Source organism: Bacillus sp. FSL H7-0578, assembly GCF_038630855.1.
Lineage (GTDB): Bacteria > Bacillota > Bacilli > Bacillales > Bacillaceae > Bacillus > Bacillus safensis.
The window spans coordinates 1,409,560-1,423,846 of sequence record NZ_CP152045.1; the positions used below are offsets into that span (position 1 = coordinate 1,409,560).

At 42.0% G+C, this 14,287-nt stretch carries 20 protein-coding genes; 16 read left to right on the top strand and 4 right to left on the bottom strand.

Annotation, left to right across the window (positions count from 1 at the left end):
- Nucleotides 1-3 precede the first annotated feature (3 nt).
- Entirely contained in the window at nucleotides 4-882 is an 879-nt protein-coding gene (ctaG, locus tag MHB41_RS07185; RefSeq protein WP_061109799.1) for a cytochrome c oxidase assembly factor CtaG, read from the top strand.
- 67 nt (nucleotides 883-949) lie between these two features.
- Here the strand turns inward: ctaG and MHB41_RS07190 are convergent, their stop codons facing one another.
- The gene (locus MHB41_RS07190; protein ID WP_024426911.1) at nucleotides 950-1,315 is read right to left on the bottom strand and encodes a YugN family protein; all 366 of its coding nucleotides are present in this window, start codon (nucleotides 1,313-1,315) and stop codon (nucleotides 950-952) included.
- A gap of 161 nt (nucleotides 1,316-1,476) precedes the next feature.
- On the opposite strand from MHB41_RS07190, the gene MHB41_RS07195 reads away from it, so the two are divergent.
- The 9 genes from MHB41_RS07195 (at nucleotide 1,477) to coaD (ending at nucleotide 6,535) form a co-directional block, all read left to right on the top strand.
- Entirely contained in the window at nucleotides 1,477-1,899 is a 423-nt protein-coding gene (locus MHB41_RS07195; protein WP_029707658.1) for a CBS domain-containing protein, read from the top strand.
- A gap of 122 nt (nucleotides 1,900-2,021) precedes the next feature.
- Nucleotides 2,022-3,065 carry a CAP domain-containing protein gene (locus MHB41_RS07200; protein WP_024426913.1) on the top strand — a complete coding sequence of 348 codons (1,044 nt, stop codon included), beginning with the start codon at nucleotides 2,022-2,024 and terminating at the stop codon, nucleotides 3,063-3,065.
- 110 nt (nucleotides 3,066-3,175) lie between these two features.
- Nucleotides 3,176-3,589 carry a YlbD family protein gene (locus tag MHB41_RS07205; RefSeq protein WP_061109800.1) on the top strand — a complete coding sequence of 138 codons (414 nt, stop codon included), beginning with the start codon at nucleotides 3,176-3,178 and terminating at the stop codon, nucleotides 3,587-3,589.
- A gap of 19 nt (nucleotides 3,590-3,608) precedes the next feature.
- Nucleotides 3,609-3,857 (top strand): YlbE-like family protein, encoded by a 249-nt coding sequence (locus MHB41_RS07210; RefSeq protein ID WP_024424278.1) that lies wholly within the window; start codon nucleotides 3,609-3,611, stop codon nucleotides 3,855-3,857.
- A 73-nt stretch (nucleotides 3,858-3,930) separates the two neighbouring features.
- Nucleotides 3,931-4,338, top strand: coding sequence for a hypothetical protein (locus tag MHB41_RS07215; RefSeq protein WP_061109801.1), 408 nt, complete (start codon nucleotides 3,931-3,933; stop codon nucleotides 4,336-4,338).
- Between the two features lie 57 nt (nucleotides 4,339-4,395).
- Nucleotides 4,396-4,845 carry a YlbF family regulator gene (locus MHB41_RS07220; protein WP_061109802.1) on the top strand — a complete coding sequence of 150 codons (450 nt, stop codon included), beginning with the start codon at nucleotides 4,396-4,398 and terminating at the stop codon, nucleotides 4,843-4,845.
- Between the two features lie 65 nt (nucleotides 4,846-4,910).
- The gene (locus MHB41_RS07225; RefSeq protein ID WP_024424276.1) at nucleotides 4,911-5,183 is read left to right on the top strand and encodes a YlbG family protein; all 273 of its coding nucleotides are present in this window, start codon (nucleotides 4,911-4,913) and stop codon (nucleotides 5,181-5,183) included.
- A 280-nt stretch (nucleotides 5,184-5,463) separates the two neighbouring features.
- Entirely contained in the window at nucleotides 5,464-6,051 is a 588-nt protein-coding gene (gene rsmD, locus MHB41_RS07230) for a 16S rRNA (guanine(966)-N(2))-methyltransferase RsmD (protein WP_267542789.1), read from the top strand.
- A 1-nt stretch (nucleotide 6,052) separates the two neighbouring features.
- The gene (coaD, locus tag MHB41_RS07235) at nucleotides 6,053-6,535 is read left to right on the top strand and encodes a pantetheine-phosphate adenylyltransferase (protein WP_024426917.1); all 483 of its coding nucleotides are present in this window, start codon (nucleotides 6,053-6,055) and stop codon (nucleotides 6,533-6,535) included.
- Between the two features lie 13 nt (nucleotides 6,536-6,548).
- Here the strand turns inward: coaD and ylbJ are convergent, their stop codons facing one another.
- Nucleotides 6,549-7,757, bottom strand: coding sequence for a sporulation integral membrane protein YlbJ (ylbJ, locus tag MHB41_RS07240; protein WP_029707660.1), 1,209 nt, complete (start codon nucleotides 7,755-7,757; stop codon nucleotides 6,549-6,551).
- 156 nt (nucleotides 7,758-7,913) lie between these two features.
- Here ylbJ and MHB41_RS07245 point away from each other — a divergent pair, with 156 nt between their 5' ends.
- Both MHB41_RS07245 and MHB41_RS07250 read left to right on the top strand, forming a co-directional pair.
- Complete coding sequence (locus tag MHB41_RS07245; RefSeq protein WP_024426919.1) at nucleotides 7,914-8,693, top strand: patatin-like phospholipase family protein; 780 nt, start codon at nucleotides 7,914-7,916, stop codon at nucleotides 8,691-8,693.
- 4 nt (nucleotides 8,694-8,697) lie between these two features.
- Nucleotides 8,698-9,726: a SepM family pheromone-processing serine protease gene (locus MHB41_RS07250; protein ID WP_024426920.1), complete on the top strand. Its 1,029-nt coding sequence runs from the start codon at nucleotides 8,698-8,700 to the stop codon at nucleotides 9,724-9,726.
- Between the two features lie 31 nt (nucleotides 9,727-9,757).
- Here the strand turns inward: MHB41_RS07250 and MHB41_RS07255 are convergent, their stop codons facing one another.
- A complete protein-coding gene (locus MHB41_RS07255; protein ID WP_061109973.1) occupies nucleotides 9,758-11,005 on the bottom strand; it encodes a nucleotidyltransferase in 1,248 nt (415 codons plus the stop codon).
- Between the two features lie 206 nt (nucleotides 11,006-11,211).
- On the opposite strand from MHB41_RS07255, the gene MHB41_RS07260 reads away from it, so the two are divergent.
- The 3 genes from MHB41_RS07260 (at nucleotide 11,212) to gerR (ending at nucleotide 12,603) form a co-directional block, all read left to right on the top strand.
- Entirely contained in the window at nucleotides 11,212-11,730 is a 519-nt protein-coding gene (locus MHB41_RS07260; protein WP_019743276.1) for a DUF177 domain-containing protein, read from the top strand.
- A 21-nt stretch (nucleotides 11,731-11,751) separates the two neighbouring features.
- Nucleotides 11,752-11,925: a 50S ribosomal protein L32 gene (gene rpmF / locus MHB41_RS07265; RefSeq protein ID WP_008354700.1), complete on the top strand. Its 174-nt coding sequence runs from the start codon at nucleotides 11,752-11,754 to the stop codon at nucleotides 11,923-11,925.
- A 138-nt stretch (nucleotides 11,926-12,063) separates the two neighbouring features.
- Entirely contained in the window at nucleotides 12,064-12,603 is a 540-nt protein-coding gene (gene gerR / locus MHB41_RS07270) for a sporulation-specific transcriptional regulator GerR (protein WP_024426922.1), read from the top strand.
- Nucleotides 12,604-12,648: 45 nt separating this feature from the next.
- Here the strand turns inward: gerR and MHB41_RS07275 are convergent, their stop codons facing one another.
- Nucleotides 12,649-13,128 carry an N-acetyltransferase gene (locus MHB41_RS07275; RefSeq protein WP_007499784.1) on the bottom strand — a complete coding sequence of 160 codons (480 nt, stop codon included), beginning with the start codon at nucleotides 13,126-13,128 and terminating at the stop codon, nucleotides 12,649-12,651.
- A 210-nt stretch (nucleotides 13,129-13,338) separates the two neighbouring features.
- Here MHB41_RS07275 and MHB41_RS07280 point away from each other — a divergent pair, with 210 nt between their 5' ends.
- The gene (locus MHB41_RS07280) at nucleotides 13,339-14,238 is read left to right on the top strand and encodes a 2-dehydropantoate 2-reductase (RefSeq protein WP_340898769.1); all 900 of its coding nucleotides are present in this window, start codon (nucleotides 13,339-13,341) and stop codon (nucleotides 14,236-14,238) included.
- The last annotated feature ends 49 nt before the right edge of the window (nucleotides 14,239-14,287 follow it).

Below are 14,287 nucleotides of genomic sequence, written 5' to 3' on the forward strand. Positions count from 1 at the left end.
GCAATGGAGAACTTAGAAATATTCGGATTTCGGGCATTATGGAGCCCTTATTATTTGACTTGTATTGTGATAGCAGCTGCTCTTTATCTGCTTCTTGTGACAAAGGGAAAGCACCGTGCGACGGTGAAAGAGAAAACGTTATTTCTGACGGGGCTTGTTCTGTTATATGCTGTGAAAGGGAGCCCAATTGATTTAATGGGGCATATTATGTTTAGTGCACATATGACGCAAATGGCGGTGCTATACCTAGTCATCCCGCCTCTCCTTATTACAGGATTGCCTCCAGCCATATGGGAGCGGATCATTCAAACACCAGGTATTCAAGCTGTTTTCCGTTTGTTTTCCAAACCTTTAATTGCACTGCTTGGATTTAACGGATTGTTTTCGCTGTATCACATTCCGCTTGTGTTTGATTTTGTGAAAACAGATCCGTTTTACCACGCATTGATGACGGTGGTTATTTTTATCGCTGCCTTTTTCATGTGGTGGCCGCTTGTCCATAAAGTCCAAAGTCAGCCGCAGATCACAGGCATTTTGAAGCTTGGATATATCATGGCAGACGGGATATTGATGACTCCGGCCTGCGCACTCATCATGTTTAGTGAGGCACCGATTTATGCAACCTATTCAGATGCAGGCGCCTGGATACAAGCACTGCATTTATGTGTGCCAAGTGATATGCTTGCTGGCCTTGCTCTCACTGGCCCTGATATGTTCCACACCTTGCCGCTGCTAGAGGATCAGCAGCTAGGTGCCATTTTAATGAAAATTATTCAGGAGATTGTGTACGGCTCTATTCTTGCTGTTGTCTTCTTTGACTGGGCAAGAAAAGAAAGAGCGAAAGATGCCGTACCAGATGCGCTTATTCCGAAATATGAATAAAAAAAGCACAGCCATCTGGCTGTGCTTTCATCTAGGGCTAAAATAAAGAATATTTTAGCCCTTTGTTTTATGCTTCAGCCGTCATGGCTTCTAGTTTTTCCTTCAGCTGTGCAAGTGTTTTTTTGCTCGATTGGATGAGAGACTTAGGGAATTCTTCGCCTTCGCCGTATTCAACGCCATGTGGATAATAGTGTTTTCCAAGTAATGGTGTTAGAAGCTGAATGTGTGCCTTTTTGGCACCGACATCTCCTTCAGTAGCGTAGCCGGAAATCCGTAAATAAAAGGTTCCCTCTACCATGCTGTACTTTCTGTCGTACGTCACACGCTCATAATCCCATTGATCGGCTCGTACAAATCCTTCGCTTTCCATAATGAAATCTAATTTATTTAAGTCAGCTGATACCTCTTCAATCCCCGTACCTTCAAACTTCACCCAAAACCCCTCCTTATAAAATTTCCCTTTACTGACAATCATAGTATGAAAGCGTTAAACTTTCAACTGTGAAAGGTATGTTCTTTTATAAGCTGGTTACAGTAATAAAGAAAATAACGGATGGAGGAATCAACGTGAAAACGAAAAAAATCAAAGATATTATGACAAAAAAAGTAGTGACATGTCAGCAAGATGACAATACGTATGAAGCAGCAGTCAAAATGAGAGATGCTGATATCGGTGCCATTCCAGTGGTTGACGGAGATCAGCTCGTTGGGATAGTGACAGACCGTGACCTTGTGCTTAGAGGCATTGCAGAAAAGAAGCCAAACTCACAGGAAGTGGGCTCGCTGATGACAAAGGAAGTACTAACAGCTGAAGAAGATGCAACACTTGAAGAAATTGTCCGGCTCATGTCAGAGCATCAGCTCCGCCGCATTCCTGTTGTTAAAAACGGCGCATTAACAGGGATTGTCGCTCTAGGAGATTTATCAGTCGAAGATTTATCAAATGATCGCGCGGGAGAGGCACTGACAGAAATCTCTCAACAGGATCAAGATCATGGACAAGGATTTCTTCATTAAGAGGGGCATATTTTAAATTCGTGTTAAATAGGCTGTATTGTCGTTGATAAATGGAGCAAGTTTTGTTTAAATGACAGTAGAAGGTACTTTTTGTACCTTGCCAATTTAACGGAGGTGTTTATTTGAAAACTGTGCTCAAAACACTCCTCATCCTCCTGATTATATCTGGAACGTACGTTCTGTTTATTCAATATGGATCTTCACCAGAAAAAGAAAACAGCAATGAACCGAAGGTGTCTAATGAAGAAACATCTAGCGATAAGCCGATCAACATCCCAAAAAAGGGACTCATGTCCTTTATGGGGAAATCTTCAAACGAAGTGCTTAAACAGCTGGGAGAACCAGATCGCATTGATCCTTCCGCATATGATTATGACTGGTGGATTTACAACCAATCGAAGAAGCACTATATTCAAGTAGGGGTAAAGGATAGTAAAGTGGTGACCTTGTTTGCAACAGGAGACGGACTGAATGTAGAACCGTTTAAAATCGGTCAAGCCACAAGTGAAGTATTTAAGAAAACACAAATTGCACCTTACATTCATGTAGAGGATGAACAAAATTCATACCGCTTTGAATTCTCAGAAGATGATATGAATACAAGACCCACTGTGAAAGTGGGAGATGATGTGTATGTTCAGCTTTACATGGATAAGTTTGAAAGCACCCTTTCAAGTATCAGGGCCTTCAACGCAGATACATTTGTGAAACAAAAGCCGTATGAGGTGGTCTATCGAGGTCAATTGATAGAACCTGAGGCGATATCAGGTGAAAAGTGGAAAGATATCGAAGCTTCCAGTCAAAAACAAATTTTTGATATGACCAATATTATCCGCCATAAGTACAACCTGCCGATCTTAAAGTGGGATGATGAAACCTCTGAAGTGGCCTTCATGCATAGTGAGGACATGAAAGAGAATCATTATTTCTCCCATGAATCTAAAAAATACGGTACGCTGAAAGACCGGTTAGAAAGAGGCGAGGTGGGCTTTCAGCTCGCAGGTGAAAACATTGCTTATAACTATGTCGATGGACCCGCAGCGGTAGAGGGCTGGCTCAATAGTGAAGGTCACAGGAAGGCGTTATTAAATAAAGATTACACGCATCTTGGCGTAGGGGTAAAAGAAAAATATTACACCCAAAATTTCATCAAGAAAACATCTTAAACGAAAGCAGCTGCATGGTCGCAGCTGCTTTTTTGATGGTTAAAAAGAGGCTCACCAAAACAGATGCTGATGTATATAGTATAGTAGGCATTTGTATGGGGGGTGAGGATATGACAAACAAGCAAAAACAAACATCCATTGATGAATTTAAACAATTCGTCAGACGCCATCCGAAGTTAATTCAAGAAGTGCAATCGCAAGAAAAAAGCTGGCAAAGTGTATACGAGAATTGGGTCATGTTTGGTGAGGAAGATGAGATGTGGTCACCTTACCGGCAATTGAAATCTGAAGATGCGAAAGAAGAAAAAGCCTCTAAGCCAAGTGAAACAGGAAAAGCAGATTTTATGTCTAAAATGGTTTCTGCTGTGAAAAAAATGGACGCTGATCAAATGAATGAACAGATTAACAAAATGAGCCAGTCTATTTCCTCTTTACAAAGCTTACTCGGCCAATTTTCATCCAATGGTTCAAAGAAAGGTTCATCTGGAGGCAGTCAGCACCCATTCTCCTTCAGGAAAGATTAAGTGAAAGGGGATGCTTCTGGTGCGAAAAGAAGTACAGGAATTTGTCATGGCCGAAGAGGAGCGAATCAAATTCATAAGGCAGCGTCCTATCTGGTACAGACAGCTGACGCGGCATCCTGAAAATCTAACGTCCTTTGAATTAGATAAAATGAACTTTTACGAAAAAACCATTCCTCATCGTGTGAGTCAGTTGAGCAATAGCGTCCAAATGGCTGAAATGATGATTCAAATGTTCCAAGCAATGCGCAATCAAAATGGAGCCGGCTGAGGCTTTTTTTGAGTTGATTAAGATGTCTATTTCCTGAGCATCCTATAAAAGTAGATGAAAGGAGAATCAGATGATGAAATGGATGCTGTCAATAGGCGCATTGCTTTTTCTTGTCACCGGGTGTCAAAGTCAACATGGAGAAGAGCAAGTGATTAAGCAAGACCCAGCAGTACCAGTCATGCAGCAAGCCCAAAGCGAAATGAAGCAGCAAGGCTTTTTGAAATACAAAGTGCAAGGGGCATCTGTCTATATAGAAAGTACACTTCAAGATTTTCATCTTCAGCCAGAGCGTCTGAAAAAGAACGAGAAGGCGGGATATTTTACAGTGTATGTAGACGGGAAACGTGCAGGGAATGAGTATACCGCGGCATTTGTGGTCAAGCATCTTTCAAAAGGAAAGCATAAAATGACCGTTGTGCTGAATTCCCGTCATCCAGAATATAAACAGAAAAGAGAAACATGGGATGTATTTGTCACGTAAAAGCATTTTCTGATCCATAGGTTTCGTGGTAAACTATGAATTGGAGGTGCAACATTTATGTATGCGACAATCGAATCTGTGGAGCTCCAAGAGGAAGCAAATCAATTGGCTGCCATGATTCTTCAGTCGGAGGAGGCTGAACATTACCGCAACTGCTTTAAGCGTCTCCAGCAAGACGAAGAAGCCCAACAAATTATTGCCCATTTTACAAAAGTAAAAGAGCAGTATGAGGATGTGCAGCGGTTCGGCAAGTATCATCCGGACTATAGAACGATCTCAAAGGAAATGCGTGAGGTCAAAAGAAAGCTAGATCTTCACGATACAGTGGTTGATTTCAAAAAAGCAGAAACAGCGATTCAATCCATCTTAGATGAGATTAGTATTGAAATCGGTCAAGCTGTATCAGCATATATTAAAGTTCCAACAGGGAACCCATATTTTGATGGTCTATCATCATGCAGCGGCGGCTGTGGATCAGGTGGCAGCTGCGGCTGTAAAGTATCTTGACGAGACTTGAATGTCTCGTCTTTTACATAATGAATGAAAAGAATTGAAAAGCGGCAGGTGAAAAGATGGAAACCAAACGTCAAGGGATGGTTGTCTGGCTGCATTCGTTAAAGCAGTCAAAAGCGCTAAGAAAATTCGGGAATGTTCACTATATTTCAAGGAAAATGAAATATGCCGTGATCTATTGTGATATGGATGATCTTGAGCGCCATATGGCTAAACTCAGCTCGTTACCATTTGTGAAACGTGTTGAGCCTTCATATAAACCTTTTATTAAATTAGAGTACGAATCCAAATTGGACAAAGCAAAAGAGTATGATTATAAGGTGGGCTTTTAAAGACACAAAAAAATCCCCGCGGCATCACCCGCGGGGTCCTTCTATTCTTAATGATTCATTAAGGAGAAGGCAAAGGGAGAGGAGAAACCGGAGGAAGAACTTATGGGGAAACGTAAGTCTTCTCCGCGGTTGGCAACAGCACCACATCAGATGCTGTTATAAGTAGTATGACCCCGGATTTCTTGATCTATACATAGAAAATGAATGAATATCCGCGCATTGTTCCTTGAGGAGTGATGTGGTAAGATAATGTTGAATTTTTTGTCATAAACAATGACGAATAGAAGCAAGCAGAAAAAGTGGTGGAAAAATGAGAGTCATCTCTGGAACGAGAAAAGGCCGCACACTTAAAGCGGTACCAGGTCAATCAACAAGACCGACGACAGATAAAGTAAAAGAATCAATATTTAATATGATCGGCCCGTATTTTGATGGCGGATGGGCTCTTGATTTATTTGCAGGAAGCGGTGGTTTAGGGATTGAAGCGCTTTCTAGAGGATTCGATCATTGCATATTTGTTGATCGAGATATAAAGGCGATTCAGACGATTAAAGGAAACCTGAATCAATTGTCGCTAATGGATCAAAGTGAAGTGTTTCGAAATGAAGCAAAGCGTGCACTTGCAGCCGTTGTGAAACGAAAGGAATCCTTTCAAGCCATTTTCCTTGATCCGCCCTATAAAGATCAACAGCTAAAAGCACTTCTTGAAATGATTGACGAGCACGCCTTGTTAACAGATGACGGCGTGATCGTGTGTGAGCATGATAAAGACGTGAAGCTGCCAGAAGAAGCAGGACAGCTTCACATCACAAGACAGGAACTGTACGGATTGACTGGTATTACGATTTATAGAAAGCGGGGAAATTAGCATGGGGAACATAGCCGTTTGTCCGGGCAGCTTCGATCCAGTTACATTGGGGCATTTGGATATCATCAAAAGAGGTGCAAAGATTTTTGATGAAGTGTATGTATGTGTATTAAATAACTCATCTAAAAAACCGTTATTTACTGTTGAAGAACGGTGTGAGCTTATTCGCCAAGCGACGAAGGAGCTGCCAAATATCAAAGTTGAATCGTTTCACGGCCTGCTTGTTGATTATGCAAAGCAAAAAGAAGCCAAAGTCATTTTACGAGGATTAAGGGCTGTGACGGACTTTGAGTATGAGATGCAAGGCACCTCAATGAACAAAGTGTTAGACGATGAAATTGAAACGTTTTTTATGATGACCAACAATCAATATTCCTTCTTAAGCTCCAGTATTGTCAAAGAAGTAGCGAAATATCATGGGGCAGTCAAAGATCTTGTACCAAAAGAGGTAGAAGCAGCGCTGAAGGAAAAATTTAATGGATGAGTGCACCCAGCACTCATCCATTTTTTAATTTCCGATAGTACAGTGCGATATACACAATCAAGCTGCAAAGTGTGATCAAAGGACCAGCTGTCACAAGCTGATTCCAAACCACGCTGCTGAACATGACGACCTGCTGGCCTGCATCAAAGGCACCCGCTGGGAGAGCCATGTCTGATCGAGAGACATAAAGAGGCTTGAATAATAAAAAGGCAAAAACAGCTGCATAAATTCCGTGAAGCAAACGGGCGAAGAAAAACGGTTTAAAGCGGATATCGGTTGCCGCCAAAATGCCGGCGACTTGGGCTTGAACAGAAAACCCGCTGAATCCTAAAATAAAGCTGACGACAATGGTTTTAGCGAGAAGGGTGACTTCCTGTGACCCCGCCATCTGGCTTCCTAATGTGATTTCAAATAAACCGGCAATCATGGCAAGGTCTAATTCTGGCGGAAGATGCATCGTTTGCAGCATATATCCGAGCCCGATGGATAAAAGGTCTGTCACATGGACAACTGACAGCATTTTGCTAAACACAGAAAATAAGATAATAAAGCCGCCAATCATAAAGAGTGTTTGGACTGATGACATGACTGCATCACTTAAAATTTGGCCGAGCGGTCTTTTCTCTGCGAGTCTTGCTGTATGAAGAGCATTGAATGCCTCTTTAAACGGCGGGAATAAAAACTTCTTGCGGCTTCTTAGGTGTGCATCATGCCGCGCTTTATACGCGCGCATCGTCACACCAACAGCGAGATTCCCTAAATAATGAGCGCTGGCGAGTACAATGCCTAAAGCTGGGTGATGAAAAAAACCAACAGCCACCGCACCGAAAATAAACAATGGATTTGATGAATTTGTAAAGGAAACGAGACGCTCTGCTTCGATCCGCGTCAGCTGCCTTTCCTGCCTCAGTCTTGTCGTTAATTTCGCACCAGAAGGAAACCCTGAAGCCATTCCCATAGCCAGTACAAATCCGCCTACACCCGGCACCCGGAAGATGGGGCGCATAAATGGCTCTAATAATACCCCGACAAATCTGACAATCCCGAAACTAATTAATAGCTCGGACAAAATAAAAAAAGGAAGCAATGATGGAAATACAACCTCCCACCACATTGCAAGTCCATTTTTTGACGCTTGCAAAGAGGCTTGTGGATGTGTAATCACAGTGGCTGTTAAAAAAATAAAAAAAGCAGCGATGAACAGAGTGTTCCATTTTTTCATGGAGATTTCGCCCCTTGCCGTTATGATCTATTGGCGAGCTCGTGATATTAGAAAAAGAAACTAGCCGAGCCTGTCTTCTATTACTATACGAGCAGTAGGGGCATGTTTAGACCTATAGATTCGTATATATGCATAGAAAGAGGAGGGTGGATTTTCATGAAGCGACCGATCATCGGGCTTGCACTAGGCTCCGGGGGTGCGAGGGGAATGGCGCATATCGGGGTATTGTCTAGTCTTGAGAAGCAAGGAATACAGGTAGATATGATTGCTGGAAGCAGTATTGGCGCACTTGTTGGGAGCTTTTATGCGGCAGGACAAGACGTAGAAAAAATGAAAAAACTTGCACTTGTCTTCAGAAGAAAGTATTATGCTGACTATACACTGCCAAAAATCGGTCTTTTAAAAGGAAATCGAATTTTGCAGCTGATTCACACGTTTACATATGGGAAAACATTCGAAGAATTAAGAATGCCCCTTGCGGTGGTTGCCTGTGACCTCGAAACAGGGGAGAAGGTTGTGTTTAAAGAAGGGTCTGTCTCACAAGCAGTCAGAGCAAGCATCAGCATTCCAGGCGTGTTTGTTCCTCACGATATGGGCGGCAGACAGCTAGTGGATGGAGCGGTTGTTGACCGCATTCCTGTGTCTGTTTTAAAAGAAATGGGCGCAGACCTTATTATCGCCTCTGATGTATCAAGGGTGAAAAAAACAGAAAAGGCGACGAGATTATCGGATGTGATTATGCAAAGTTTGGACATCCTTCAAAATGAATTGGTCCGTCATCAAACCATTCATGCAGATCTCATGATCCGGCCGAGGCTTGAAACATTTAGCTCTAGTTCGTTCACCCAGGTTCAGGAGATGATTGAAGCTGGTGAGCTCGCCGCAGATCAACTAGCAGGTAAACTGAAAGATGTCATTGATAAATGGGAGTGTTAATCGAATGAAAAAATTGAATATTCGCTGGCTCAGCTTTTTTGTCGTTGTTCTTGTCTTATTTGGCTTAACTTTTGTTAAACTGCCGTATTACGTGACAAAGCCGGGTGATGCAACAGAGATTGCCCCTCACATTCAAGTGGACGGTGGATACGGCGAGAAGGGCAGCTTCTCTCTTATGACGATAAAAGTAGGTCCAGCCAATCCGTATACGTATTTACTTGCGAAAATGAATAAATATGACGAGATCGTCCCAGAAGAAAATATTAAAGCGGACGGAGAGTCGGATGAAGATTATATGAAAAGACAGCTTCAGCTGATGAAAAGCTCTCAAGAAAATGCCATGATTGCAGCGTATACAAAAGCAGGCAAAAAAGTAGATTATACGTTTAATGGGGTATATGCGAGCTACGTCATGAAAGGCATGCCTGCTTATGGCAAAATTGAAGTGGGCGACCGGATTAAAAGCGTTGATGGCAAGACGTATGATTCTGCTGATAAAATGGTGTCGTATATCAGCCGTCAAAAAGCTGGTACATCTGTCCGTTTTGTCCTTGAACGAAACGGCAAGGATATCACGCAGAAAGTGAAGTTAAAACCTTTTAAAGAAGAGCCGAACCGAGTTGGAATTGGCGTATCATTATTTACAGACCGAAATGTGAAAGTCTCGCCTTCCATTAAGGTCGATATTGAAAATATCGGCGGCCCGTCGGCAGGTTTAATGATGTCACTTGAAATTTATAACCAGCTGACAAAAGAAGACGAAACACATGGCTATGCGATTGCAGGGACTGGAACGATTGACGCTGATGGTACGGTCGGGCCAATTGGCGGAATAGATCAAAAGGTTGTTGCAGCAGATAAAGCAGGAAAAGATATCTTCTTTGCACCAAACGATAAAGGTGATCCAAATTCAGACTACAAAAATGCAGTGAAAACAGCAAAAGATATTAAAAGTAATATGAAAATCGTTCCTGTGGACACAATGCAGGACGCACTGAACTATTTAAACAAGTTAAAAGAGAAAGCATCTTAAGTGAAAAAAGAGCAGCCTTAGGCTGCTTTTTTTATCGAGATTGGAAGAGACCAGTCTCTTCATCATAGCGGATCGGTGAGGTTTTAAATTCTGCTTCTGTTAACTTTGTTTGCATTGGTTCGCTGATGGGAAGGCTGAAGACGCGGGAAGCGCGAATGTCAAGATCAAGGGCAGGATGTGAAAAGGAAGACAGCTTGCTGACAAGCGGTACGTCCAATTCCTTTTTTACAAGAGATAAGTATTGCTGGCCTTTCTTTGACATACCAAGTAAACGAATGTATGGTGCTTGTTTCTCCTTTAGCAGCTCATGCATGACCGTTTTCTTCACCCTCATTAAAAGGTGCGTATTCATCCGCTGCAGCCTTGTCCACGTATATCGTTTTGTTTTCACAAGTGATAGATATTCCTCGTAGGAGGACGCATGTGTGATCGCCTTTTGCATGCGGTGTTCGATGCCTTCTTCAATTTCATAGATGCCTTCTAGTTCAGCTGTATCCATTGTGTGAAACACATGTTTTAAGAAGCTGAAATAGTCTTCTTGCGTATGTAAAAGATCATAAGAAGAATAATAGTCATGTAATTGCTTAAGCGAGGCTTCCGGGAGATAAGAGGCGACAGTTTCAAATGACCCATTCTCTTTTATGGCTTTTCGGATGCTTGTAGCGCTTGCGATTTTCTGATGTTTAGGAAGCTCTTGATCATGATAACCGGATGCAATTCTTTGAGAGGTAAAGGGCTCTATGTGAGGAGATCTCTCTAAGATGGCTTTGACATAATGGAAGCCTAAAATGTTATTAGGCCTAGACAGATCCAGTAAGTGTTTCGGATCAATGACCTCTTGAAACGCAGCGGCAGCGGCAGCCGGATAACTAAGACCTTCTTTTACCTTTGCTTTTGTGAAAAGGTCGATTTCTTCTTTTTTCTCATGCCAAGCGTGAGCTGTTCGCTCAAATGCTTTGATGTTTCCGTCCTCACTTCCGAAAAAAAGGGAGCGGCATTTTAAAGCATCTAGAATAGACACGGCGCCGTTTGCGAAGGTTTCTGCCTTTTGCACTGCATATATGTATGGAAGCTCACACACGATGTCTACACCGTTTTGCAATGCCATTTTTGTTCGTGCCCATTTGGAGACGATAGCGGGCTCTCCGCGCTGGAGAAAGGATCCGCTCATGACGGCAATGGCTACATCTGAGGAGGTATGTGTTTTCGCCTGGCGAACATGATAGGCATGTCCATAATGAAATGGATTGTACTCGACAACAACTCCTGTTGCTTTCAATAGATGTTCCGCCTTTCTTGCTATGGTTAAATGGTCTATGCTACAGTAGCATAAGGGAAAAATGAAGCCCATTTTTTTCAGTGTAGGCATTCCGTGAACTGATGTCAAACAACGCTCTGACATCACAAAGGACTGTAAAGAAAAAATATTGACAAATAGCATGATGAAAGCTATAATCATGTTTGTTGCTCTTAGAGGTGATACAATTGAAATGGACAGTTTATCAGTTACATCAAAAAGCTAAAAACAGCTTCGATTTTCATGAGACGGTTGACTTAAATGAACTTACTAGCCTTCATTCAGATATACGTCGTATTTCACCGGTAGAGGTGAAAGGGACTGGAGTGATCGAATCAAAGCAAGTCGCATTTGATTTAACCATCACAGGTGAAATGACATTGCCTTGTTCAAGAACGCTTGTTGATGTAAATTATCCATTTGCGATTTCAACGAAAGAACTATTTGTACTTCATAAGACAGACGATATAGAAGATGAAGACGTATCTGTTGTAGAAGACGATATCATCGACTTAACGCCTATAGTCAAGGAAGAAATTCTTCTTGAAGTGCCGATGCAAATCTTTTGCGACCAAACAGACGTAAAAGGTGCTGCACCACAGGAAGGGAATGACTGGGCGGTCATTTCGGAAGATGCACATCAAAACCGAATTGATCCGCGTCTGGAAGGCTTGAAAAAGCTTTTAGAAGAAAATAATGAATCTTAACTCTTTAAGGAGGTGGGAATAATGGCTGTACCTTTTAGAAGAACTTCTAAAATGAAAAAAAGATTGCGTCGTACGCATTTCAAACTACAAGTACCTGGTATGGTAGCTTGCCCAGAATGCGGTGAAATGAAAATTTCTCATCGTGTCTGCAAATCTTGCGGAACATACAAAGGCAAAGACGTAAAAAGCAACTAATGCTTGATAAAAAAGCGTAAGGGAATCTTCCCTTGCGTTTTTTTATTTGTCTATTTTTTAGGTTTCTCTCCTGCAAATAGTCTATCTACTCTAGTAAGCGCATATGATGTGGTATTCAGATTCAGGGGGGATGATCAATTGACGATTACAAGGCAGGACGCATGGACGCAAGATGAAGATTTACTTTTAGCAGAAGTCGTCTTAAGACACATTCGAGATGGAGGAACGCAGCTTTCCGCATTTGAAGAAGTCGGAAAGGCGTTGTCAAGAACGGCTGCAGCATGTGGATTCAGGTGGAATTCATACGTCAGAAAACAATATCAGGCAGGCATTGAGCTGGCGAAAAAACAGCGGAAAGAACTGCGTAAAAAGATTGGGATTCATTCCTCGGGTTTACCACAAAATACGTTAACGATAGAAGAAAAGGCAACTTCAGTTCAGGCTGAATTGACCTTGCGAGAAGTGATTCAGTTCTTAGAGCAGCTTGAAAAAGAACCTGCTGGCTCTGCTGATTTACGCGAAGAATTAGCGGACACGCAGCATCAACTGAAGTCGCTCACGGAGGAAAATGAACACTTGAAGCGGCAATTAAAAATGACAGAAGAAGATTACCGGGCACTCATTGGGATTGTTGAAAGAGTCAAACAGAATATCAACTTAAAAGAATATGCTAAATAAGAAAACGCCCCTCACAGAGAAAGGAGGGGCGTTTTGGCATCAGTATTAAGCAGATTCACCTGTATTTTTTTGGATATGGGCAGGTTCCCAGATGAGTGGATTTTCACCTTTGTCGCGTTCCATATCATATTTGACCGCTTCAAAGCCCATTTTATCCCAAAAACCGGCAGATTTGACGCGAGGATTGGTCCGGATTGGCAATCCGAAAGATTTGGCGAAATCAACAAGTGCCTCGCCGTACCCTTTACGCTGATACCCAGGAAGCACTTCCAGCTTCCACAGCTCTAAATAATCATGATTGTGGTCAAAATACGTTGTCGTCGAGCCGTCCACTTGATAAAGGCTCATACGTGCGACCAGCTTATCTCCAAAATAAATCCCGTAAAATGGAGAATTGCTGTCATTTTCAATCATATTACTTTCAAGGTCTTCAAGCATGGATAGTTCTTGTATGCCATATTCTTTAAATTGTTTAAATTCCTCTAAAGTTTTGTAATTGATTAGAAGTCGTTTTACTTGTGTCATATGATCTTCCCCCTTACACACATAATGTCGACAGTGATGTCATTGAAGGCGTTTTCATCCCATCCGCCTTAAAAAGTTTTTACACTTATTATTATAGTTTTTAAATTAAAAAAATTCAATCGCGGCGCGCTATCTGCTTTTTGCATCGCGGCTTGAAACTGTTAAAATGGTTGATATGATGAAGTAAACAGAAAAAGGGAAGTGCGGCAGTTGAACATTGGAATCATTGGCGGCGGTGCGATTGGTCTGCTTTGTGCCAGTTATTTATCACAGCATCATGACATCACTGTTTTGACAAGAAGAAAAGAACAAGCAGAGGAGATTCGAACATCAGGAATTAAGCGAACGGTAAAAGGAGAGACATTCCGGGCGTCTGCGGAGGCAAGGGCGGGGATTACAGGAGTATTTGATCTGCTGATTGTGACAGTGAAATATCACCATCTGCAAGAGGTGCTTGATGAACTATCAACATTACCTCGTCAGCGAATCTTATTTTTACAAAATGGCATGGCCCACTTATTAGATTTAGAAAACTGGGACACGTCGCATTCGATATATATAGGTGTCGTAGAGCACGGCGCCATGAAGGTATCAGACCATGCAGTGAACCATACAGGGATCGGTGTCATCAAGTGGGGAGCTTTTCATCCTGAGGATACAGATGATGTGAGAAATGCTTTGAATGAAACGCCGGCCCATTTTCAGATGATTTATACGGATGAATGGAAAAAAGTGCTGGAGGAAAAACTGCTAGTCAATGTATGCATTAACCCGCTCACGGCTTTATTGCATGTGAAAAATGGAGAATTGATCGCAAATCCTGCATATGAATACATGATGAAATGTGCATTTGAAGAAGCATTGTCCATTCTAGGCCTGGCTGAAGAAGAGCGTCTCTGGTCACACGTCGTTTCAATTTGTAAAAAAACGGCCGCCAATCAATCGTCAATGCTACAAGATATCGTCAAAGGCCGTGAAACCGAAAGAAAAGCCATCGTTGGCTATCTTTTAAAAAAGGCTCAAGCTCAAGAGATTCTGGCGCCACATCTTACTTTCTTTAATCGAAGCTTGGAAGTATTGGAAAAAAAGCAAACAAAATCTTTTGAGTGAGCTCATTTACATGCTATACTTTTTTCGGGAAACTAACTATTTATTGAAG